Source organism: Actinomadura sp. NBRC 104425 (genome assembly GCF_030269545.1).
Lineage (GTDB): Bacteria > Actinomycetota > Actinomycetes > Streptosporangiales > Streptosporangiaceae > Spirillospora > Spirillospora keratinilytica.
Genome location: NZ_BSTN01000031.1, coordinates 46,382 through 68,312, shown reverse-complemented (window position 1 = coordinate 68,312; position 21,931 = coordinate 46,382). Strand labels below are relative to the sequence as shown.

Here is a 21,931-nt window from a genome sequence, read left to right as displayed (position 1 = left end):
CTGGAGGATCATCCATCCCAGATTCCGTTCGGACGGATAATCTCACAGCGTGTTCTCCATCGATTCGCTTCTGCGTGACGCCTCGTTGGAGCGGCGGGTGCTCGTGCCCGGCCCGGAGGGCGCGCTGGAGGAGCCGATCGCCTGGGTGCACAGCACCGAGCTGCCCGACCCCTCCCGCTACCTGCGGCCGAGGGAACTGGTGCTGACCAACGGGCTGTGGCTCGGCCGCATCACGGCCGCCGGGTTCGTCGCCAACGTCAAACACGCGCAGGGGGCCGGCATCGTGTTCGGCCGGCGGCCGGAGGCGCCCGCCACCCCGCCGGAGCTGGTCACCGCCTGCCGGGACGCCGACCTGCCGCTGCTGGAGATCTCACCGGAGGTGCCGTTCACCGCGATCTCCGAGGCGGTCACCGCCAGATACGCCCGGGAACGGCAGAGCGCACTGATCGGCATGGTCCGCCGGGGTGACGCGCTGGCGACGGCGATCTCCCGGGGTGCGGGCGCGTCCGGCGTCCTGCGGGTGCTGCGGCGCGACCTGGAACTGCCGCTGGCGGTGGTGGACCGGATGGGACGCCCGCTGGCCGCGGCGGGGGCCGAGCTGACCACCGAACAGCTTCAGCAGGTGGCCGCCGCGCTGGCCCGCCGCCCACCGCCGCTCGAAACCGATCTCGGCGCCGCCGGACGGGCGGCGCTGTTCCTGGTGGGCGCGGTCGGAGACGTCGATGCCGCCCTGGTGTGCCTGCGCCCTGCCGGCGACCTGACGCGGGCGGAACGGGACACGCTGGAGCAGGCGGCCCGCTTCCTCAGCCTGGAGGTCGCCAAACAGCAGGCGGTGCAGGCCATCGAGCAGCGCTTCGCCGGCGAGCTGCTGGAGATGGTGCTGTCGGGCGGCAGCAGGGCCACCGAAGTCCCGGGACGGCTCCGCGCGTTCGGCGTGAACACCGACGACCCCTTGGCGGTGTGGGCGCTGGCGTTCGCCGACGGGGAGGCCACCCTGCCCGGGCTGGCCGAGGTGGTGGGCGAGTTCTTCGCGGCCGAGGGCGTCCCGGCAATCGTCGCGGGCGGGTCGCGGGACGTCGTCGCCGTGCTGTCGTGGCGGCGTCCCGAAGGCGAGTCGGTGGCCTTGGCGGAACGGCTCGCCACCGGTGTGGCCGGACGCTTCGCCGGCCGGCGGCCGGTCGTGGGCCTCGGGGGAGTCGCCATGGATACGACGGGGCTGCGGGAACCGCTCGTGCGCGCCCGAGAGGTCTGCCAGGCCCTGCGGCGCAGTGGCAGCGGCCCCGCCGTCCGGACGTTCGCCGAACTCGGCACCTACCGGCTGCTGCTGGGCGCGCAGGACGCCGACACCCTGCGGTCGCTCGCCGACGGCGTGCTCGCGCCGATCCGCGAGCACGACGCCCGGCGCGGAAGCGAACTGGAGGCGACGCTGCGCGCCTTCCTGGACCACGACGGACAGTGGGCGGCCACCGCGGCCGCCCTGCACGTCCACGTCAACACCCTGCGCAACCGACTGGCCAAGGTCACCGAGCTGACGGGGCGCGACGTCACCCGCACCGCCGGCCGCGTCGACCTGTTCCTGGCGCTGGAGGCCGCCGCCATGCTGTGACCGCCGCCGCAGGGCCCCCGGGCGACCCCACGCCGCGAGGGCGCGTCGTCGCGCACGACGGACGCGGGGCCGCCGGATCGCGGTCACGACACCTCGCTCACCTGCTCGCGCGTGCGGCCAGCCGCCGGCGGCGGGAGTTGTCCAGGGTCGCCATCGGCTGCAGCATCGCGTGGTCGAACTCCTCCAGCGCCCGGCCTTCGGCTAGACGGCGCGGCAGGTCGGGATTGGCCAGCGCACCCCGCGCCAGGGACAGGACGTCGGCATGGCCGCCCTCCAGCACCCGGGCCGCCTGCTCCGGTCGGTGCATCCCGCCGTTGGCGATCACCGGCAGGCCGCTCACCCGCCGGGCCAGGCCGGTGATGGTGACGCCGCCGTCCAGCCGCGCCGTCTCGATCCAGTCCCGGCCCTCGCTGGCGATGTGCAGGTAGGTCGCGCCCGCGTTGGCCAGCGCGGTGAAGATCGTCTCCGCGTCGCGGGCGCCGCCCGGCCAGCGGTACCGGAAATCGTTCACCTTGGTCTGCGACAGCCGCACCCCGACGCACCAGTCCGGCCCGACTTCGGCGCGGATGGCCGCCACGACCTCCGCCGTCAGCCGCACCCGGTTGGCCACGGGGCCGCCGTAGGCGTCCTCGCGCCGGTTGGTGTAGTCGGTCAGGAACTGGTCCAGCAGATAGCCGTTGGCCGCGTGGACCTCCACGCCGTCGAAGCCGGCGGCCCGCGCGTTCGCCGCCGCGGCGGCGAAACCGCCGACGGCCTCCTTGATGTCGGTCTCGCTCATCTCATTGGGGACGGGCCAGGGCCCGTGCCCGCCGTACTCGGGCATCTTCTCGCCCTGCGGTGTCACCGCGGACGGCCCGGCGGTCTCCTTCCGGTACGGATTCCCCTGCGACAGCGCACCGGCGTGCATGAGCTGCGCGACGATGGGCGTTCCGGCGCCGTGCACCTGGGCGGTGACCTCGCGCCAGGCCGCCACATGCCGCTCGGAGACCAGGCCGGGCTGGTTGAGGTAGCCCTGGCTGTAGGCGGTGTCGGTGTACGTCCCCTCCGTGATGACCAGTCCGAAACCGCCCTGCGCGAACACCCCGTAGTACTCGGCCATTTCCGGCGTCGGCGTACCGTCCGGGGCCGCCGACACCCGCGTCATCGGCGCCACCGCCAGCCGGTTTGCCAGCTGCAACGCGCCGATGCGTCCCGGCCGCAGCGCCGGGTGCCCCTGAACACCACTCATGAACATCTTCCTTTCCGGATTCACATCACGTCGATGGCCAGCGGCGACGGCTCGCCGGCGTTGACATCGACCAGGTCCTGCGGACATGCCGACAGCACGACCAGGCAGTCCATGACCGCCTCGAAGGTGATCGCGTCCCTCGGCCGGCTCGCCGCGGGCAGCCACCGCAGACGTCCCGACTCCTCCACGGGGATCCGCATGAACACGTTGACCGGCTGCGGCGTGGCGGTGACGGACAGGCCCAGCTCCGCCAGCGCCAGGTCCAGATTCCGCGCGCACGAAGGGTGCCCCGGCGCGCCCAGCGCCTCGTAGCGGGCCGGATCGCACGCCGCGATCAGCATGTCGTGGCGGCCCGGTGAGGTGTCGGAGACCACGGTGAGGATCGGGCGCCGCCGGTTGGTCACGAACGCCTCTCCCACCTGCGGGAACAGGCGGCTCGTCACGCTGCGCGTATGGGACGCGCTCAGGTGCTCGCCGCTGCCCCCGGCGGCGAAGGCGAACAGGTCGCCCACCTGTCCGCCTTCGAGATCGACCACTCGCACCCGCTGCCCGGCGGTCACCTGCACCGCCCGCCCTTCCCTCGCGGGCACCACCGTCCGCCCCGTCGTCAGTCGCATGCCCGTAAGCACACCACCGCCCACCCCACCAAGGCGATGGATGAACCTACACAATCACGACAGCAAACTGGCGCTTCCTCCAACGATCTACGGCGGAAGCATGATCGATGACCGTCACCTCCATGTCTTGGGGCCGGACGGGTCCTTTGAGTCATCACAGCGTCCCTGCCCTCTCTATGAGCATTTTTCGGCAGTCCCCACGGGGCGGCGCGTCTGTCCCGATCATGTCGAACTCTCGACGGTGCGCACGCGCTGCGGTGGAATCCGTCACCAGTCGACCTCCGGACCGCGTTATGGGGTGGTGTGCGATGATCGCCGCATGCCTATCGATCAGCGGCTTCTCGTGGCGTTCACCGTCACCACCCTCGTCGCGATGGTCACGCCGGGGCCGGACATGCTGTTCATCCTGGGATGTGGCATGCGGGGCGGGCCGCGTGCCGGCCTGCTCGCCACGGCCGGGGTCGCGATGAGCGAGGCCGTGCACGTCGCGGTGGCGGCCGCCGGGCTGGCGGCCTTGTTCGCGGCGGTGCCGGTCGCCTTCACGGCGGTGCGCATCGTCGGCGCCGCCTACCTCATCTACCTCGGCGTCCAGATGATCCTCCACCGCAAGGGCGCCGTGGAGGACGTGCCGGTCGGGGGCGGCGGCATGCCGGGCCGCCGGGCGTTTGTGTCGGGTCTGCTGACGAACCTGCTCAACCCGAAGATGGTCACCTTCACCATCGCCTTCCTGCCGCAGTTCATCGACCCGGGGCTCGGCCATGTGTGGCTGCAGTTCGCGATCCTCGGCGCTCTGCTGATCGCGCTGGAGTTCATCGTCGACGGGTCCGTCGGCGTGCTGGCGGGACGGATCGGCGGATGGCTGCGCCGCAGGCAGGCCGCCCGCCGCCGGATCGACGTCGCGACGGGCGGCGTGTTCATCGGCCTCGGCGTGCGCTTGGCCGCCGAACGCTGACACCACGTTCCATCGCCCCTGCCGCTGCTTGTCCCTCGTGATGCCGCCTCCTGCGACTCGGTCCTTGTGGTGCGGCCTCGAGCTGGGCGCGGGGTGTCGGAGTACTCGGTGTTGTGCCTGCTTCGGCGTCGGCTGCTCCTCGGTGCGTTTTCGGGCACCGAGGTCTACGGGGTGTGGTCGTCCGCGAGGATTCTCGCGTTGATGGCGTGGATGTCGGATGTTTGCGCGGGGTGTGCGTCTGCCCAGGGTTGGAGTTCGCCGCTGACTGATGATCGGTGGTGCGTGTTGTCGGCTGGTGGGGCGGTCGGCAATGGTTCATCGACGCCGCCTGGGCTGATTCATGGCTGGATTTGCGAAATCTCCGATCGCTCCTGCCGCAACGAGGTCGCCAGTTGGCTGCGCAAGGACCACTACGGGACCCCTGCGCTGCGGGGATGTGGAGGCATGGTGGCTCCCCGTGCAGCTGAAGGGGGACGGGCCGCCGGACCGTTGGAGTGGAGGTTACGTCGTGGCGATCAGGCTGCATCTGTGGACGCCGTCGATCCGTTCTCCATCCTGACTGAGGGGTTGCTGTTTCTGCGGGATGCGCCGTCGTTGTGGTGGGGGCGGCCCGGTGCTCAGAGGTCGGCACGGCGGTGTTGGTGGGGTCGGTCGGCCGTGGGGGCGACGGCGGCTGGTGGGGTGGGCGCTTCCGCGTCGGGCACGCGGCTGGAGGTGTCGGGGGATGGTGGTGCCGGTGTGGATGGGTGATGGAGCTTCGGTGCTGCCTTCTTTCAGGGTTGCCGCTGGGGTGGGGATGAGTGGTCGGGGGTGTAGCTGACCAGGTCGTAGAGGGCCGGTGGGAGTTCGTTCCACAGCCACTCGTTCAGCGAGCCGGGCCAGTCGGCGGGAGGGCCGACCCTCAGCAGGTTCGGGCGGAGCGGGGTGAGTCGGACGGGGAGCGGGGGGCCGTTCCACATCGGTTCGTCGGTTCCCCAGTAGGCGCCGAAGTCTACGCCGGTGAGGGGGAGCTCCCTGGGGAGGACGTGGCGGCCCGGGCTTGCACCGAGGGGGAGCAGGCGTTGGGCCGTCGTGCGCAGGACGTTGAGGGCGGCGAGGTCGTGGCGGCAGCCGACGGCGGTCATGCGCAGTTCGGGCAGGCCGAAGCGGGTCAGGCCGCGGGTGGTGAATTCCAGGCAGGCGCAGCCGTCGTGGTCGTCGTCGGCCGCCGGGCAGCGGGGGGCGACCGGGCCGGGCGGCAGCCAGGCGCCCAGCCAGTCGTCGGCCAGCGCGAACCGCGACGGCTCGGGGCCGTCCCAGAACGGCACGACCTGGCGGGTGTCGATGTCGATCGGGACGCCCGCGACGGCGTCCGCGAGGGCGCCGGCCACCGCGCGGGCCAGCTGGAGACCGAACGGCAGGTCGTGGGCGGGAACGGCGGCGGTGACTCCGAAATGGTGCGCGGCCTTCCGCGCCGACGCGGCGTCCTCCTCGTCGGGCGCGTGCAGGGGACGGTGCAGGTCAAAGGGCGAGGCGTCGGCGCGGTAGGCGGTCACCGACAGGGCGGGCGTGCCGAGCCGCTCGGCCGCCGCGGCGGCCGAGCGGCTCGGGCAGCCCCTTGGCCGGAAGCGGCGGGTCGGCCCGGTCGGACGCGACGACGAAGGTCGCGGTGACCTGCTCCGGCACGGTGATCTCGATCGTTTCGGAAGACATGGCGGCCTCCTGCGGCGTGCGTTCGCCATCCAGGTTCTGCCGCCGGCGCCTCCCGTGGCACTAGAATGAGATTCTGTGGATAACTGCGCGCGAACGGAGCGCCGGGGACACCACCCATGTCCCCGGCGCGTGCGCGTGAAGGGTCAGCGCTCGGAGATGTCGACGTAGTGGCGCTCGCCGGGGCCGACGTAGACCTGGCGGGGCCGGCCGATCTTGGTGGTGGGGTCGCTCATCATCTCCCGCCACTGGGCGATCCAGCCGGGGAGGCGGCCCAGGGCGAACAGCACGGTGAAGGCGTTGGTGGGGAAGCCGATGGCCTTGTAGATGACGCCGGTGTAGAAGTCGACGTTCGGGTACAGCTTGCGCTCGATGAAGTAGTCGTCGTTGAGCGCGACCTCCTCCAGGCGCATGGCCAGGTCGAGCAGCGGGTCGTCCTTGCCGAGGGTCTCCAGCACCTTGGTGGTGGCCTTCTTCACCACGGCGGCGCGCGGGTCGTAGTTGCGGTAGACGCGGTGGCCGAAGCCCATGAGTTTGAGGCCCGGCTCCTTGTTCTTGACGCGCCGGACGAAGCCCTCTACGTCGTCGCCCTCGGCGTGGATGCGCTCGAGCATCTCCAGGACGGCCTGGTTGGCGCCGCCGTGCAGGGGGCCGAACAGCGCGTCCACACCCGCCGACACCGAGGAGAACAGGTTGGCGTGGCTGGAGCCGACCAGCCGCACCGTCGAGGTCGAGCAGTTCTGCTCGTGGTCGGCGTGCAGGACGAACAGCATGTCCAGGATTCGCACGATCTCGGGGTCGACCTCGTACGGCTCGGTGGGCAGGCCGAACGTCATCCGCAGGAAGTTCTCCACGTACCCCAGGGAGTTGTCGGGGTAGAGCAGCGGCTGTCCGACGGAGGTCTTGTAGGCGTACGCGGCGATCGTCGGCAGTTTGGCGATCAGCCGGATGCTCGACAGGTCGACCTGCTCGGCGTCGAAGGGGTCCAGGCTGTCCTGGTAGAAGGTGGACAGCGCGCTGACCGCCGACGACAGGACCGCCATCGGATGGGCCCGCCGCGGGAACACCGAGAAGAAGTTGCGGAACTTCTCGTCCAGGAGCGTGTGCCGCCGCACCCGGTCGGTGAACCGCTCCAGCTGATCGGCGGTCGGCAGCTCGCCGTAGATCAGCAGGTAGGCGACCTCCAGGAAGGACGACCGTTCGGCGAGCTCCTCGATCGGGTAGCCGCGGTACCGCAGGATGCCCGCCTCGCCGTCGATATAGGTGATCGACGACGTGGTCGACGCGGTGTTGGTGAACCCCGCGTCGAGGGTGACGTGGCCCGTCTCCTTGAGGAGACTGCTGATACCGAGCCCCGAGGGTCCCTCGGTGGCGGGCGTCACCTCGAGAGGCAGCCGCCCGCTCGTGTGGTTGAGCTCGAAATCGGACATGCACTCGCTCCCAACTGCTGTCCACACACCTGCGTAGACGCTCCGAGTTTCATCGTATCCACGTGATCAGATGGCTCTTGCTGCGGGCTGGACCGTCTTGGCACTAAAGATCCGAAAGTTGCGGTTCGTCCGCAGATGGGGTCATCTGACCGGTCGCAGGGTTGACGGGGCGGGGCGCCGGCTGCTGGATTGAGACCATGCCGACCCATGTGCCGACCCGTGACGCGGCGGAGCTGGTCCGAGCCGTGCGTGAGGAGGCCGCGGCCTCCGGCAACCGGTTCCTGGACCTGCTGGAGAGCGGCGACGCGCCCCGCGAGCGGCTGGGGTGGCTGGCGGGGGAGCAGTACCGGATCCTCGGCAGCGACCGGCGCAGCTTCGCGCTGCTGGCCTCCCGCTACCCCGAGCCGCCCGCAGGTGACATGTTCCTGTCCCTCGCGCAGGGCGAAGGGCGGGCGTTGGAGCTTCTGCGCGTCTTCGCGGCTGCGCTGGGGCTGAGTGAGACGGATCTCACCGCCTACGAGCCGCGTCCGCCGGCGCAGACCTACCCCGCGTATGTGGCGCAGCGGGCCGCGTTCGGCACGGCCGCCGAGGTCGCGCTGGCGATGCTGGCCAACCTGGAGGAGTGGGGCGCCTACTGCGGGCGCGCCGCCGACGCCCTCACGCGGCGGTACGGGTTCGACGAGGACGCGGTGGGGTTCTTCCGGTTCTTCGCCGACCCCCCGCCGGGGTTCGGCGAGCAGGCCACCGCCGTCGTCGCGGCCGGGCTGGAGGCGGGGGAGAGCCCCGCCGACCTGGCCCGCGCCGCACGGCTGCTGCACGCCTACGAAAAGGCGTTCTGGGACGTCCTGGCCGACGGGCTGTGACCTACCCGAACGGGGGAGTCAGCTCGGCGGTCAGCCGCGCCAGGGTGCGCTCCTGGTCGCCGATCAGCTCGCCGACGGCCGAGGGCAGCCACTCGTCGCCGTAGTGGGCGTCCAGCAGGGTGGACAGCGCCGTGAGCACCTGCTCGGGAGTCGGCCGGTCCGCCGGGGCCTTGGCCAGGCACAGGGTGACCAGGCCGCGCAGCGGGTCGGGCAGGCCGGTCAGGTCGGGGGCGCGGTGGACGATGCGGGCGCGCGCCTTGCGGTCGGTGCCGAACGGGGCCGCGCCCGTCGCCGCGTACACCAGCGTCGAGCCCAGGGAGAACACGTCGCCGGCGGGTGTGACGGCCTCGCCGAGGGCCTGCTCGGGCGACATGAACGCGGGCGTGCCCACGATCGCCGACCGCGACAGCGGAACGGCGTCCAGCGGGCGGGCGATCCCGAAGTCGATCACCCGCGGGCCGTCCTCGGCCAGCAGCACGTTGGACGGCTTGAGGTCGCGGTGGACGATCCCGGCGCGGTGGATGGCGATCAGCGCTTCGGCGAGCCCGGCGCCCAGATGGCAGGCGGCCTGCTCGGGGAGCGGGCCCTTCTCCCGCACCGCCCTGGCGAGGCTGATGCCGTGGATGTACTGCGTGGCCAGCCAGGGCAGCTCGGCGTCGGGGTCGGCGTCGACCACGGCGGCGGTGTAGAAGCCGCTCACCGAGCGCGCCGCGGCGACCTCCCGGCGGAACCGGGCCCGCCAGTGCGGATCGTCCAGCAGCTCCGGCCTGATCACCTTCACGGCGACCAGCCGGCGGCTCGGCGAGGCGGCCAGGTACACCTGGCCCATGCCGCCCTCGCCGAGCCGCCCGAGCACCCGGTACGGGCCGATCTTCTCTGGGAGGTCGTGGGACGGCTGCATGGCTCCGGTTCCTGCTGCGGGGAGGGCGGGGACTCCCATCGTTCCACGGGAATGATCTCGGATCCGCGGGGCGTTCGGGCGCCCGGACCGCCGCGTTCGGTGCCGGGCGCGGCGGCGCATCCGACATCATGTGATCCGTGACGAACGGCGCGCCGGGTTCTGGACAGCACGCGGACCAAGGCCCGCGGCCCTCGGGCCGGGCCCCGCAGCACGCGGGCCAGGCGCCGAGACCCGTGGTGCTGGAGGCGGTCCTCGAACGCATCACCTACGCCAACGAGGACACCGGGTACACGGTGGCGCGCGTCGCCACCGAGAAGAGCGGCGGCGACCTGCTGACCGTGGTCGGCGCGCTGCTCGGCGCGCAGGTGGGCGAGAGCCTGCGGCTGACCGGCCGCTGGCGGTCGCACCCCAAGTACGGGCGGCAGTTCGAGGTCGAGTCCTACACCACCGTGCTCCCCGCCACCGTGCAGGGGATCCGCCGCTACCTGGGCTCCGGCATGATCAAGGGGATCGGCCCGGTGATGGCCGACCGGATGGTGGACCACTTCGGCACCGACATCCTGCGGATCATCGAGGAGGAGCCGGAGCGGCTCGTGGAGGTGCCGGGGCTCGGCCCCAAGCGCACCAAGCGCATCGCCGACGCCTGGGAGGAGCAGAAGGCCATCAAGGAGGTCATGGTCTTCCTGCAGGGTGTCGGGGTGTCCACGTCGCTGGCGGTGCGGATCTACAAGCAGTACGGCGACGCGTCCATCGACACGGTGCGCCGCGAGCCGTACCGGCTGGCCGCCGACGTGTGGGGGATCGGGTTCAAGACCGCCGACACCATCGCCCAGGCGGTCGGCATCCCGCACGACAGCCCGGAGCGGATCAAGGCCGGGCTGCGGTACACGCTGTCGGAGGCCGCCGACGACGGGCACGTCTTCCTGCCCGAGCCGAACCTGGTCACCGCCGCCGAGAAGATCCTCGGCGTGCCGCGCGAGCTGATCGGCCCGGCGCTGGACGAGCTGGCCGCCGAGGAGGAGGGCGTCGTCCGCGAGCAGGTGCCGGGGTCGGCGGAGGGCGCGGGCACCGTCCCGGCGGTCTACCTGCCGCCGTTCTACCGGGCCGAGCGGTCCCTGGCGCGCGGCCTGCGCGAGCTGCTCGACGCCGGGCACGACCGGCTGAAGGTGTTCGCCGACGTCGACTGGGACAGGGCCCTGGCGTGGCTGCGGCGACGCACCGGCGCCGAACTGGCGCCCGAGCAGGAGGAGGCGGTGCGGCTCGCGCTGACCTCGAAGGTCGCGGTGCTCACCGGCGGCCCGGGCTGCGGCAAGAGCTTCACGGTGCGGTCGATCGTCGAGCTGGCCGCCGCCAAGAAGGCCAAGATCGTGCTGGTGGCGCCGACCGGGCGCGCCGCCAAGCGGCTGGCCGAGCTGACCGGGCACGAGGCCGCCACCGTGCACCGGCTGCTGCAGCTGCAGCCCGGCGGCGACCCCAAGTACGACCTGGACAACCCGCTGGACGCCGACCTGGTGGTGGTCGACGAGAGCTCGATGGTCGACCTGATCCTGGCCAACAAGCTGGTCCGGGCGGTGCCGCGCGGCGCGCACCTGCTGCTGGTCGGCGACGTCGACCAGCTCCCGTCGGTGGGCGCCGGGGAGGTGCTGGCCGACCTGCTGAACGCCGAGGTGATCCCGCGAGTGCGGCTCACCCGGATCTTCCGGCAGGCGCAGCAGTCCGGGATCGTCGTCAACGCCCACCGCGTCAACTCCGGCGAGCACCCGCACACCCGCGGCTACCCCGACTTCTTCCTGTTCCCCTGCGACGACCCGGAGCAGACCGCCGAGCTGACCGTGGACGTGGTCGCCAACCGGATCCCCCGCAAGTTCGGCCTCGACCCGCGCCGCGACGTGCAGGTCCTCACCCCGATGCACCGGGGCGCGGCGGGCGCCGGGGCCCTCAACACGCTGCTGCAGGAGGCCCTCACGCCGCACCGCGAGGGGCAGCCCGAACGCCGCTACGGCGGCCGCGTGTACCGGCCCGGCGACAAGGTCACGCAGCTGCGCAACAACTACGACAAGGGCGAGGCAGGGGTGTTCAACGGCACTGTCGGCGTCGTCACCAAGGTCTCGCCGGAGGAGCACACCCTCACCGTCCGCACCGACGAAGACGAGGACATCGACTACGGCTTCGACGAGCTGGACGAGATCACCCACGCGTACGCGATCACCATCCACCGCTCGCAGGGCAGCGAGTACCCGGCCGTGGTCATGCCGCTGACCACCGCCTCCTGGATGATGCTGCGCCGCAACCTGCTCTACACCGGCATCACCCGCGCCAAGAAGCTGGTGGTGCTGGTGGGGTCGCGCCGCGCGCTGGCCGCCGCCGTCCGCACCGCGGGGGCCGGACGCCGCCACACCGCCCTGGCGCACCGCCTGGCCGCCCCCGCGTGACGGCGCGCACGGAACCGACCGCCCGGCGGAACCGCCCGTTACGGTGATCATCCGCAACGTCGCGTCCTGTAAGGGGGGTTTCCGTCTTGTCCGAGGTGTCCCGCAGCGCCTCCCCGCCCGATGCCGGTGAGCTCGACGCCGAGGCCGTCGCCGCGCTGGTGAACGGGTCGCACGACCTGGCGGCGGACGGCCGCATGGACGAGGCCGTCCGCGACCTGCGCCGGGCCGTGCCCGCCGCGCGGCGGCTGTTCGCACGCGACCCGGTGCGCCACCGCACCGTGCTGGTGGTCGCGCTGCGGAACCTGGAGGGGCGGCTGGCGGCGACCGGACGGGCCGAGGAGACCGTGCCGCTGCTCAGGGAGATCGTCGAGGCCACCGCCGGCTACCGCGACGAGGAGGTCGCCAACGGCACCCGGGACGCGCTGCAGAGCCACCGCATCGGAGCGCTGACGCGGCTGGCGCGGCGGCTGCGCGCCGCCGGCGACCTCGACGGCGCCATCGCCGCCGCCACCACGGCCCGCGACGAGTCGCCCCGGCCCGCCGACCCGCCCGTGCCGGGCGACGCCGCCAAGGTCGAACGGCTGGTGGCGTGCGAGCTGCTGCTGGGCCGGCTCCTGGAGGACGCCGGGCGCGTCGAGGAGAGCATCCGGGTGGGGGAGAGCGCCGCCGCGCACGCCCGGCTGTGCGACGACACCGTCCAGCTCGCCGACGCCGCCCTGGACCTGGGCCTGCGGCTGCTCGCCCAGGACCGCCTGGACGACGCCGCTGAGCGGCTGAGGCAGGCCGTCGAAGCCTACCGCGACCACGCCGAGGACCCCGGCCGCCCCGACGCCCGCGCCAACCTGGCCGTCGCCGCCAACCGGCTGGGCGTCGCCCTGTCGATGCGGGAACGCGACGGCGAGGCCGTGCCGTACTTCGAAGAGGCGGTTCGGCAGCACCGCCGCCGCGACGCGGCCGACCCCGAGGTCCGCGACGAGCTGGCGGGCTCCCTGCGCGACCTGGCCGTGTGCCTGATCCAGCTGGACCGGGACGCCGAGGCGGTGGCCGCGCTCACCGAGTCGGCCGAGCTGTATCGTCCGGCGGCCCGGGACGGCTCGCGGTTCCACCGCAGGCGGCTCGCCGAGGTGCTGAACCGGCTGTGGCGCGGGCTGGCCATCCTCGGCCGCGAGGAGGAGTCGGCGAGCGTGAAGGCCGAGTGGTCGGCGCTGGCCGGGGTCAGTCCGTCACCTTGAGGCGGGCCAGTGCCGGCCCGGTGAAGGCGTCGGCGGTGACGTCGCGGATGCGTTCGGACCGCACCAGGTGGTCGCGCCGGTACCGGAGCGGGATGACCGGCCTGTCGTGCAGGAGCGATGACTCGGCCAGCCGTGCCGGGAGCACGCCGTCGTCCGGGTCGGCGGCGCGTTCGGCCTGCTCGATGGGGTCGGACGCGCCGCCGCCGGGCCGTGGCAGCGGGGCCGGCGCGGCGACGGGGGCGGGAGGGGAGGTGCGGGCCGGCCAGCCGGCCCGACTTTCCCGTATGGATCGCCGCCCGCCGCGTCGGACCGGTTCTTCACCGGATGCGCCGGGAGGCGAGAGAAGAAGACCGGCGCTGCCGAAGCGATGCCTCCTCACCCCGGCCGTGCGAGGTGAGGAGGCATCGCTTTCAGTGCGTCGCGAGTTCAGTGCGTCACGAGCGGGCGCGGGACCCGCCGGTGAACGCGCGGGCCAGGCCGAGCGCCGCCGCGGCGGCGGCGAACGCGACCACGCCCAGCACCGCGATCTCGATCGGACGGTGGTTGCGGGCCAGTCCGACGATCGCCAGGGTGACGGCGGACAGGGCTGTCACCAGGGCGACGAGGGTGTTGAGCCGCCCCGCCTCCGAGTGCGGCCAGTCGGTGCCGTCCGTCGGCGGCGGGCCGGGCACCTGTCGACGATGGCCGGCCAGCACCCGGCTCCGCCACGGCGAGGTGTTCATCTTGCCGAGCCGGTGGAGCCCGCCCGCCGCAGCGACCAGCAGCAGCGCGTAGCAGGCGAGGAAGACAGCCTCGAACCGCATGGTCGAACCACCCTTCCCGTTTCAGGCGTCCCGACCGCCCGGATCCGTGACCTCGGTGAACAGCGCCAGCTCCGGTTCCCGCGAGTCGGCGGCGTCCGCGGACTCGGCGGACTGCGGCTGCGTGGCGAGGCCGTCGCGCCCGCCCGCGCCGTCCCGGCGGCGGTGGATGACGGCGTTCCAGGCCAGCCACAGCAGCGGGGCCACCCCGCCGACGATGAACACCACGTCGCCCGGCAGCCGCAGCCACTCGAACACCGCGTTCGTCGGGTTGCCGACATAGGCGAGGCTGCGCGCGTCCCAGTAGCCGACGTCGACCGCGTGGTACAGCTGCAGCAGCCCGATCGGCATCAGCGTGACGAACACCATCCACGCCAGTCCCGCGTTCAGCGACCAGAAGCTGATCGAGACCAGCCGGTCCGACCAGTACTTGCGCGGCACCAGATAGCGCAGCGCGAAGACCGCGAAACCGCACGCGAGCATGCCGTAGACGCCCATCATCGCCGCGTGCCCGTGGTTGGCGGTCAGCATCGTCCCCATCTCGTAGTAGGAGACGATCGGCAGGTTGATCAGGAAGCCGAACACGCCGGCGCCGAGGAAGTTCCAGAAGCCGACCGCGACCAGGAACATGACCGCCCACCGGTGCGGGAACGGCGTCGGGCTCCTGGACTCCTGCCGCGCGCCGAGCCGGATGAACGACCACGCCTCCACGGTGAGGAAGGTCAGCGGGATGACCTCGAGCGCCGAGAAGAAGGCGCCCAGGGCCAGCACCTCGGCCGGCTCGCCGTTGAAGTACCAGTGGTGGGCGGTGCCGATGACGCCGCCCGCGCTGTAGAGGACGATGTCGAGGTACACCACGCGCAGCGCGACCTTCTCCCGGACCACGCCGAGCAGCACGAAGATGTAGGCCACCATCACCGTGGTGAACAGTTCGAGGAAGTCCTCGACCCACAGGTGCACCACCATGAACCGCCAGAAGTCGGTGATGGTGTAGGTGTCCCCGTGGTCGGTCAACAGGCCGGTCGCGTACACGACGGGCAGCGCCAGCGCCGCGAAGAAGAACAGCCACGGCAGGTTGCTCCGGCTTTCGCCCGCCAGCTTGTGCCGCATGCCGCGCCACAGCATCGCCACCCAGACGGCCATGCCGACGGTCATCAGGATCTGCCAGAACTTGCCGAGGTCGAGATACTCGAACCCCTGCATGCCGAACCAGCTCCACAGCTTGCCGAACGCGCCGCGCATGCCCGCGAGCTCGCCGAGCAGCGACCCCAGCACCACGACGACCAGCGCGCCGAGCAGCAGGTGGGTCAGCACGGACTGGCCCTTGGGATCCCGACGGCGGGTGATCATGGGAACGAGGAAGATCCCGGCGGCCAGGAAGCTGACCGACACCCAGAACAGCGAGAGCTGGACGTGCCAGGTCCGCACCAGGTTGTACGGCAACCAGCGGTCCAGCGGGATGCCGAAGAAGCTCTCCAGGTCGGCCCGGTAGTGCTGCCCCGCCGCACCGACGAACGTCTGCACCAGGAACAGCCCCGCCATGGCGAAGAAGAACCAGGCCGTCGCGCGCTGGCTCGGTGTCAAAGGCACCGACCGGGGTTCCCGGAACCGCAGCTCCCGCTGGTCGCGACCGTGCCAGCCGAGCCAGTTCCACCGGCCGAACGCGGCGAACAGCGCTCCGGTGCCCCCGATCAGCGCCACGAGGCTGAGCACGCTCCACACGACGGTGTCGGCGGTCGGCGTGTTGCCGACCAGCGGCTCGGACGGCCAGTTGTTGGTGTAGCTGTACTTCTTCCCCGGACGCTCCGTGGACGCCGCCCAGGCGCTCCAGGCGAAGTAGCTGGTGAGCTGCTTGATCTGGACCGGGTCGGTGATGGCCTTGGGGCGCAGCCCGGTCTTGCCCTCGGGTGCGGCGAAGAACTCCGCGTAGTGCCGCGTCAAGGCGGCGAAGGCCTGCGCCTGTGCGTCCGACACGGTGAGGGTGCCGGACTTGTCGTCGTAGGTGTTCCGCTTGAAGTCGTCCACCGTGCGCCGGGTCGCGGTGTCGGACCCGCCGTAGGACCTGTTGACGATCTCGGCGGAGCGGTGCAGGTAGGCGGCGGTGAAGTCGGGGCCGAGGTAGGCGCCGTGCCCGAAGACCGAGCCGTACTGCATCAGTCCGTTCTTGAGGAAGACGTCCTGGCCGGCCCTGACGTCGGCGCCGGTGTAGACGGTCTGACCGGCGGCGGTGACCGCGCGCTCCGGGATCGGCGGGCTCGACCGGTAGGTCTGGTACCCCATCAGCACCAGGACGAAGAAGCCGAAGAGAGTGATCAGGACGGCGGCCTGTACCCAGCCCCGGCCGATGAGCCGGTCACGCCTGCTGGGAGACGTCGCCGCTGGTGGTGTCACAGGGGACCTCCAGGGAAGCGACTATTTTTACGAGTGTGATAGTTTTTATATCAGCAACCGTGAAGAACCGTGTGACCACCCCCGCCTTCACCGGATCCGGCCAGGTGAGGGGACGCGACCGGCGGACACGCCGCCGCCCCGCGTCGGCCGCAGCGCGCTATCGTCGACTGCGCACACCATGGATCTCGGCTCGTCGTGGCGCTGCCGACCGGGTCGGCGCGGGACGGTGTGTTCGCTTGCGCGCCGGCCGCCGACGAGAGGCGGCGTGCGTCGGTGAGAACGGTGTGCGCCGAAAGTCGGCCCTTTTTTACGAGTTTTTTTCGTGTAAAATGGCGCCATGGGTAAGCGTCATCTCGTCGACGCCGAGCCGCGGGCCGCGCTCGGCGACAGCCGCTCCAGCGTGCTGGACGTGCTGCGCGCGTTCGGGCCACTGGGCGTGCGGGAGGCGGCGGAACGGACCGGGCTGCATCCCAACACCGTCCGGTTCCACCTCGACGGGCTGGTCGAGTCCGGCCTGGCCGAACGCACCACCGAGGAACGCGACCAGCCCGGACGGCCCCGCACCCTGTACCGTGCCTCCGACTCCGATCAGGGCGTGCGCAGCTACCGGCTGCTCGCGCAGATCCTCACCAGCCTGGTCTCCGGGACCATGCCGGAACCGACGAAGGCGGCGACCGAAGCGGGCCGGGCCTGGGGCCGCTACCTGGCCGACCGGCCCGCGCCCTTCGAGCGGGTCGACTCGCAGCAGGCCCTGGAGAAACTGGCCGGTCTGCTCACCGACATCGGTTTCGGAACGCAGGTCGAGGCGGACGCCGGCACCGCGCTGGTCCGGCTGGTGCACTGCCCGTTCCGGGAGATCGCCGAGGAGCACCGGGACGTCATCTGCCCGCTGCATCTCGGCCTCATGCAGGGAGCCCTCGCCGAAATGAACGCCCCCGTGACCGCCGAGCAGCTGGACCCGTTCGTCGAACCCAAGCTGTGCCTGGCCCATCTGCGCTGCCACGAGACGGGCGAGTAGGGCGCACGGTCCGGCCGGGCGCCCCGGCCTCTCGCGGCCAGGCGCCTCGTCCCGCGCTCGGGCCGCCGGCGCACGCCCGGGGCGCCGCCCGCCGGGCGCCGCCCCGGGCGGCGGTCACGGCCGTCCGATGCGCACTCGCCAGACCCGCGGGCCCGCCTCGAGGTAGTCCCAGGTGTAGCGGCCGGGGTACTCGGCGGCGAACTGGTAGGACAGCGGCTTGGGGTCGTGGTCGTTGACCAGCACGAAGGCCCCGCCGGGCGGCAGGGCCCGGAAGGCGGCGAAGATCTGCTCGTGGCGCTGGGCCGGGGCCAGGGCGCGCACGTCCAGCTCACCGTCGATCAGCTCGGCGGTGGCCCCGGGGGTGCCGGGGGCGTCGTGTCCGCCGCAGGTGCAGCCGCCGCAGGTGCAGCCCCCCTCGCCCACCGCGGCGGAGTCCCCGAGGATCTCGTGCCTTCCCCCCAGTGCCCCGGCGAGGTCGACGCCGGCCTCCACCAGGGCGGGCAGCAGCAGCTCGTTCTCCTTCTCCAGGTGCGCCTGGAACATCGCGTTCAGCGCGGCCGCGGCACCGGCGGTCTCCCCCGTCGTCCGCGCCCGTTCCAGGTCTTCGACCAGGTCGCGCAGCAGTTCGTGCTCGCGGATCATCGCCTGCACCAGCAGGCGGGCCGCCGGTACGTCCCGCGCCGCCCGGTACAGCGTCTCATTCTCGGCGGCCGCGTGCGGAAGGACCTCCGCGCGGCTGAACTCCACCATCCGCGTCCGCGGCCCGCTCAGCTCGGCCAGCCGGTCGGCGCCGCGCCGGACGGTGAGGGCGTGGTCGGCCATCGTTCGGCCGAGTCGGCCGTGATGGTCCCGGATGGCCTGGACGGTCGCCCGCTGCGACTCGGTGGCCTGCGCGGTCATGGGGACTCCTCTCCGGACGCCACGGGACACCCCGGACACCCTCGGACCGGTTTACAGTGCGAGATTGATATTTACTAACATAGCTATGAAAAACTCAAGCGATGGCGCGAGATGACCGAGGAGCTGCGATGACCGTCGGCCGGCACGCCACGGCGGCGCGCACCAGCACCCGTTCCCCGGCCGTGCGGCGGTTGCCGTTGCCGGCCCTTGCCGCGTTGTCGCTGGTCGCCGGGCTGTGGGGCGGCCTGGTGCTGCTCGGTCTGCAGGTGCCGGCGCCCCGCCCGAGCGTCGCGCAGCACCACGGGACGCTGATGACCCTCGGCTTCCTCGGCACGCTGATCAGCCTCGAACGCGCCGTCGCGCTGGGACGGCCGTGGGGCTATGCCGCGCCCGCCCTCGCCGGCCTGGGCGGGGTCGCCACCGCGGTCGGGCTCGCCTGGATCGGCCGTCCGCTGCTGACGGCGGCGGCCGGCTGGCTCGTCGGGGTGTACGTCGCCCTGATCGGCCGGCGGCCGGGGCGCCGCCCCCGCCGCGACATCCTCCTCCAGACGTCCGGCGCGGTCGCCTGGTACGTCGCGGGCACCCTGTGGATTCGGGACGCCCCGACCGGCGACCTGGTGCCCTGGCTGACGGCGTTCCTCGTGCTGACGATCGCCGGGGAACGGCTGGAGCTGGCGCACGTGGCGTTCCTGCGGCGCCGGGCGGGGGACGGACTGATCGCGGCCTGCGCGCTGATCGGCGCCGGCGCCGCCGTGTCCGTTGCGACACCGGATGCGGGCTGGCGGCTGGCCGGCCTGGGCATGCTCGCGCTGGCCGCCTGGCTGGCCGTGTACGACATCGCCCGCCGGACCGTCCGCGGCACCGGCCTGCCGCGTTACGCCGCCGCGTGCCTGCTGACCGGATACGCCTGGCTCGCGGTGGCCGGGACGCTATGGACCATCGTCGGTAGACCCGAGGACCAAGGGGCCTACGACGCGGCCCTGCACTCGGTGTTCCTTGGGTTCGTCATATCCATGGTGTTCGGGCACGCTCCGGTGATCCTGCCCGGGGTGCTGCGCGTCCGGCTTCCCTACCACCCGCTGCTGTACGGGCCGCTCGCCCTGCTGCACGCCGCGGTGCTGATCCGCGTCACGGGCGACCTCGCCGACGCGGGCGCCGTGCGCGCGGCGGGCGGCGTGCTCGGCGAGGTGGCGCTGATGGGGTTCGCCTGCTGCGCCGTTGCCGCCTCGCGCCTGTCCCGTCCCTCCCCAGCCGACCCCAGGATGGAGCCTGGATGACATCGGTCGATGACAAGATCGAACGACCGCGGCCGAGGCCGCCGTACCATACCGGTTCGCGTGCCACCTGGCACGCCATCGCCAACGCGGTGGTGCTGGCCTGGTTCGCGGTGACCGTGATCACCGCGTTCGCGCGGGACCGCCTTCCCGGCGCCGACTGGGTGCCGGTGCACACTTTCCTGCTCGGCGCGGTCACCAACGCCATCGTCACCTGGACCGAGCACTTCAGCACCGCGCTGCTGCACCTGCCGCCGCCCGCGCGGTGGTGGCAGGTGCTCCGCCTCGCCGTGCTGAACGCCGGGGTGGTGGCCGTGCTGCACGGTTCCAGCGGCGGCGACGCGATCCTGGGCACCGCCGGGGCCGTCCTGGTCTGCGGCGTCGCCGCCATCCACGTCGGCACGCTGATCGCACGGTCGCGGCGATCGCTCGGCGGCCGGTTCGCCCATCTGGTGGCCTGGTACATGTGCTCGGGGGCCGCGCTGGTCGCCGGGGGGACGCTGGGCGCGCTGATGGTGTCCGGGCAGGTCACCGGCTCGCTGCGCCTGCGGGTGGAGGCCGCGCACATCCACGCCAACCTGCTCGGCTGGGTCGGGCTGTCCGTGCTCGGCACCCTGTTCATCCTGTGGCCGGCCGTCCTGCGCACCCGGGCGCACGAGGACACCGGCAAGCTCGCCCGCCGCTCCCTTGTGCCGGCCGTGACCGGTCTCGCCGTGACCGTGGGCGCGCTCGTGACGGGCACGCGCTGGGCCGCGGCGGCGGGGCTTGCGCTGTACGGGGCCGGGACGGCGCTGGCCCTGACCCCGTCCGTCCGCACGTTCCGGCGGCGGCGGCCGCACTCGGCCGCGTCCTGGATGCTGACGGCCGCGACCGGCTGGTTCGTCGCCGCGGTGGCCGCCGACCTGGTCATGGTGGCGGTCCATCCCGCGGACGAGGTGGCCGGGGTCGTCGACCCCCTGCTGCCGCTGGTCATGGCGGGCTTCGTCGGCCAGATACTCGTGGGCTCGATGATGTTCCTGCTGCCGGTGGTGCTCGGCGGCGGTCCGGCCGCGGTCAAGCGCAACTCGGCCCTGCTGGAGTACGGGTGGAAGACCCGTCTTATCCTGGCCAACGCGGCGCTCCCGCTGACCGTCCTGCCCGTGCCGACCTGGCTGTCGCGCGCGGCCTGGGGGGTGCTCCTGGCGGCGCTCGCCGCCTTCGTGGTGCTCGCGGCCGTCGCCGTCGCCCGCTCCTTCGGCCTGGTGCCCAAGCCGCCCGTCGCGGGTCTGGCGGTCGGGGCCGTGCTCACCGCCGTCGTGGTGGTCATCGCGGTGAGCGGACGGGGCGGCGGCACGTCCGGCACCGACGCCACCGAGCACACCGGGCACGCCGGGCAGATGGCGGCCGGCACGGCCACGCAGACCGTGAACGTCACCCTGCAAGGCATGCGCGTCCGCCCCGGGACGATCGAAGCCGCACCCGGCACCCGCCTCGTGCTGCGCGTGACCAACGTCGACACGCAAGAGCACGACCTGCGGCTGGACACCGGGCAGCGCACGCCCATGCTCCGCACCGGCGAGACCGCGGCGCTGCGCCTGGACCCGCTGCGGGATCCCGTGGACGGCTGGTGCACCGTGCCCGGGCACCGGGCCGCCGGGATGACCCTGCGCATCACCCCCACCGGCACGGCCACGGCCTCGACCGGATCGGCGAGTTCGCAGACGTCACCCGCCCCACTCGACCTGACCGCGTCGCCGAGCCGGGGATGGCGCCCCTATGACGCCGCACTGAAGCCCGCGCCCGGCGGCCGCGAGCACCGCGTCGAGATACGCGTCGAGGAAAAGGACCTGGAGGTCGCCCCGGGCGTCCGGCAGCGCATGTGGACGTTCAACGGGACCGTCCCCGGTCCCACCCTGCGCGGCAGCGTCGGCGACGTGTTCACCGTCACCTTCGTCAACGCCGGGACGATGGGCCACGGCATCGATTTCCACGCCGGTGCGCTCGCCCCCGACCGGCCGATGCGCACGATCCAGCCCGGAGAGCGCCTGACCTACCGGTTCCGCGCCGACCAGGCGGGGGCCTGGCTGTACCACTGCTCGACGATGCCGATGACCGAGCACATGGCCAACGGCATGTACGGCGCGGTCGTCATCGACCCGCCGGACCTGCCCCGCGTCGACCGCGAGTACATCCTCGTGCAGGGCGAGCTGTACACCGGGCAGATCGGCGACACGGCGCGCTCCGCCCGGCTGCGCCGAGGCGACGCGGACGCCTGGATGTTCAACGGCACCGCCGCCGGCTACGACCACGCGCCGCTGACGGCCCGCACCGGTGAACGGGTCCGGTTCTGGGTGGTCGCCGCGGGCCCCTCGTCCGGCACGGCCTTCCACATCATCGGCACCAGGTTCGACACCGTGTACAAGGAAGGCGCCTACCTCCTGCGGCCGGGCCGCGGTCGAGGCGGCGCGCAGGTCCTGGACCTGGCCGCCGCCCAAGGCGGCTTCATCGAAACGGCCTTCCCCGAACCCGGACGGTACTCGTTCGTCGACCACAACATGCGGCACGGCGAGGCCGGCGCGCACGGCTACATCCAGGTGACCTCGAAGGAGACCGAATGAC

Annotated in this window: 18 protein-coding genes; 8 read left to right on the top strand and 10 right to left on the bottom strand. The window is 72.4% G+C overall.

Features of this window, described 5'->3' with window-relative positions; genetic code table 11:
• Window positions 1-49 precede the first annotated feature (49 nt).
• Window positions 50-1,606, top strand: a complete 1,557-nt coding sequence (locus tag QSK22_RS29480; protein WP_285497712.1) for a PucR family transcriptional regulator — start codon at window positions 50-52, stop codon at window positions 1,604-1,606.
• 97 nt (window positions 1,607-1,703) lie between these two features.
• Here QSK22_RS29480 and QSK22_RS29475 read toward each other — a convergent pair whose 3' ends face one another.
• On the bottom strand, window positions 1,704-2,834 hold the full coding sequence (locus QSK22_RS29475) for an oxidoreductase (protein WP_285497711.1): 1,131 nt from the start codon (window positions 2,832-2,834) through the stop codon (window positions 1,704-1,706).
• Window positions 2,835-2,854: 20 nt separating this feature from the next.
• Complete coding sequence (locus tag QSK22_RS29470) at window positions 2,855-3,451, bottom strand: DUF1989 domain-containing protein (protein WP_285497710.1); 597 nt, start codon at window positions 3,449-3,451, stop codon at window positions 2,855-2,857.
• A 319-nt stretch (window positions 3,452-3,770) separates the two neighbouring features.
• On the opposite strand from QSK22_RS29470, the gene QSK22_RS29465 reads away from it, so the two are divergent.
• Window positions 3,771-4,403 carry a LysE family translocator gene (locus QSK22_RS29465; protein ID WP_285497709.1) on the top strand — a complete coding sequence of 211 codons (633 nt, stop codon included), beginning with the start codon at window positions 3,771-3,773 and terminating at the stop codon, window positions 4,401-4,403.
• Between the two features lie 773 nt (window positions 4,404-5,176).
• Here QSK22_RS29465 and QSK22_RS29460 read toward each other — a convergent pair.
• The 3 genes from QSK22_RS29460 to QSK22_RS29450 form a co-directional block, all read right to left on the bottom strand.
• Window positions 5,177-5,938: a hypothetical protein gene (locus QSK22_RS29460; protein ID WP_285497708.1), complete on the bottom strand. Its 762-nt coding sequence runs from the start codon at window positions 5,936-5,938 to the stop codon at window positions 5,177-5,179.
• Complete coding sequence (locus QSK22_RS29455) at window positions 5,904-6,095, bottom strand: hypothetical protein (protein WP_285497707.1); 192 nt, start codon at window positions 6,093-6,095, stop codon at window positions 5,904-5,906. Before QSK22_RS29455 ends, QSK22_RS29460 begins: the two co-directional genes overlap by 35 nt.
• A gap of 143 nt (window positions 6,096-6,238) precedes the next feature.
• The gene (locus QSK22_RS29450; protein ID WP_285497706.1) at window positions 6,239-7,522 is read right to left on the bottom strand and encodes a citrate synthase; all 1,284 of its coding nucleotides are present in this window, start codon (window positions 7,520-7,522) and stop codon (window positions 6,239-6,241) included.
• A gap of 197 nt (window positions 7,523-7,719) precedes the next feature.
• On the opposite strand from QSK22_RS29450, the gene QSK22_RS29445 reads away from it, so the two are divergent.
• Window positions 7,720-8,385: a thiaminase II/PqqC family protein gene (locus QSK22_RS29445; RefSeq protein WP_285497705.1), complete on the top strand. Its 666-nt coding sequence runs from the start codon at window positions 7,720-7,722 to the stop codon at window positions 8,383-8,385.
• A gap of 1 nt (window position 8,386) precedes the next feature.
• On the opposite strand, the gene QSK22_RS29440 is transcribed toward QSK22_RS29445, so the two are convergent.
• Complete coding sequence (locus QSK22_RS29440) at window positions 8,387-9,286, bottom strand: serine/threonine-protein kinase (RefSeq protein WP_285497704.1); 900 nt, start codon at window positions 9,284-9,286, stop codon at window positions 8,387-8,389.
• Between the two features lie 236 nt (window positions 9,287-9,522).
• Here QSK22_RS29440 and recD2 point away from each other — a divergent pair, with 236 nt between their 5' ends.
• A complete protein-coding gene (gene recD2, locus QSK22_RS29435; RefSeq protein WP_285497721.1) occupies window positions 9,523-11,718 on the top strand; it encodes an SF1B family DNA helicase RecD2 in 2,196 nt (731 codons plus the stop codon).
• Window positions 11,719-11,813: 95 nt separating this feature from the next.
• Entirely contained in the window at window positions 11,814-12,950 is a 1,137-nt protein-coding gene (locus tag QSK22_RS29430) for a tetratricopeptide repeat protein (protein WP_285497720.1), read from the top strand.
• Here QSK22_RS29430 and QSK22_RS29425 read toward each other — a convergent pair.
• The 3 genes from QSK22_RS29425 to QSK22_RS29415 all read right to left on the bottom strand — a co-directional run bounded on the left by QSK22_RS29425 (window position 12,934) and on the right by QSK22_RS29415 (window position 16,141).
• A complete protein-coding gene (locus QSK22_RS29425; protein ID WP_285497703.1) occupies window positions 12,934-13,095 on the bottom strand; it encodes a hypothetical protein in 162 nt (53 codons plus the stop codon). The genes QSK22_RS29430 and QSK22_RS29425 overlap by 17 nt on opposite strands.
• Window positions 13,096-13,384: 289 nt before the next feature.
• Entirely contained in the window at window positions 13,385-13,753 is a 369-nt protein-coding gene (locus QSK22_RS29420) for a hypothetical protein (protein ID WP_285497702.1), read from the bottom strand.
• Window positions 13,754-13,774: 21 nt separating this feature from the next.
• Complete coding sequence (locus tag QSK22_RS29415; protein ID WP_285497701.1) at window positions 13,775-16,141, bottom strand: nitric-oxide reductase large subunit; 2,367 nt, start codon at window positions 16,139-16,141, stop codon at window positions 13,775-13,777.
• A 337-nt stretch (window positions 16,142-16,478) separates the two neighbouring features.
• Between QSK22_RS29415 and QSK22_RS29410 the strand changes: the two genes are divergently transcribed.
• A complete protein-coding gene (locus tag QSK22_RS29410; protein ID WP_285497700.1) occupies window positions 16,479-17,159 on the top strand; it encodes a helix-turn-helix transcriptional regulator in 681 nt (226 codons plus the stop codon).
• Window positions 17,160-17,273: 114 nt separating this feature from the next.
• Here the strand turns inward: QSK22_RS29410 and QSK22_RS29405 are convergent, their stop codons facing one another.
• Window positions 17,274-18,059: a DUF2249 domain-containing protein gene (locus QSK22_RS29405; RefSeq protein ID WP_285497699.1), complete on the bottom strand. Its 786-nt coding sequence runs from the start codon at window positions 18,057-18,059 to the stop codon at window positions 17,274-17,276.
• 128 nt (window positions 18,060-18,187) lie between these two features.
• On the opposite strand from QSK22_RS29405, the gene QSK22_RS29400 reads away from it, so the two are divergent.
• Window positions 18,188-19,336, top strand: coding sequence for a DUF8744 domain-containing protein (locus QSK22_RS29400; RefSeq protein ID WP_285497698.1), 1,149 nt, complete (start codon window positions 18,188-18,190; stop codon window positions 19,334-19,336).
• On the top strand, window positions 19,333-21,930 hold the full coding sequence (locus tag QSK22_RS29395; RefSeq protein ID WP_285497697.1) for a multicopper oxidase domain-containing protein: 2,598 nt from the start codon (window positions 19,333-19,335) through the stop codon (window positions 21,928-21,930). The genes QSK22_RS29400 and QSK22_RS29395 overlap by 4 nt, the downstream gene beginning before the upstream one ends.
• Window position 21,931: the final 1 nt, after the last annotated feature.

Excerpts from the sequence above, each read along its gene's own strand:
- QSK22_RS29410 (WP_285497700.1), top strand. The coding sequence starts at position 16,479 with ATGGGTAAGCGTCATCTCGTCGACGCCGAGCCGCGGGCCGCGCTCGGC.
- QSK22_RS29465 (WP_285497709.1), top strand. The coding sequence starts at position 3,771 with ATGCCTATCGATCAGCGGCTTCTCGTGGCGTTCACCGTCACCACCCTC.
- QSK22_RS29440 (WP_285497704.1), bottom strand. The coding sequence starts at position 9,286 with ATGCAGCCGTCCCACGACCTCCCAGAGAAGATCGGCCCGTACCGGGTG.
- QSK22_RS29400 (WP_285497698.1), top strand. The coding sequence starts at position 18,188 with ATGACCGTCGGCCGGCACGCCACGGCGGCGCGCACCAGCACCCGTTCC.
- QSK22_RS29475 (WP_285497711.1), bottom strand. The coding sequence starts at position 2,834 with ATGAGTGGTGTTCAGGGGCACCCGGCGCTGCGGCCGGGACGCATCGGC.
- QSK22_RS29405 (WP_285497699.1), bottom strand. The coding sequence starts at position 18,059 with ATGACCGCGCAGGCCACCGAGTCGCAGCGGGCGACCGTCCAGGCCATC.
- QSK22_RS29450 (WP_285497706.1), bottom strand. The coding sequence starts at position 7,522 with ATGTCCGATTTCGAGCTCAACCACACGAGCGGGCGGCTGCCTCTCGAG.
- QSK22_RS29455 (WP_285497707.1), bottom strand. The coding sequence starts at position 6,095 with ATGTCTTCCGAAACGATCGAGATCACCGTGCCGGAGCAGGTCACCGCG.
- QSK22_RS29395 (WP_285497697.1), top strand. The coding sequence starts at position 19,333 with ATGACATCGGTCGATGACAAGATCGAACGACCGCGGCCGAGGCCGCCG.
- QSK22_RS29445 (WP_285497705.1), top strand. The coding sequence starts at position 7,720 with ATGCCGACCCATGTGCCGACCCGTGACGCGGCGGAGCTGGTCCGAGCC.
- QSK22_RS29420 (WP_285497702.1), bottom strand. The coding sequence starts at position 13,753 with ATGCGGTTCGAGGCTGTCTTCCTCGCCTGCTACGCGCTGCTGCTGGTC.
- QSK22_RS29470 (WP_285497710.1), bottom strand. The coding sequence starts at position 3,451 with ATGCGACTGACGACGGGGCGGACGGTGGTGCCCGCGAGGGAAGGGCGG.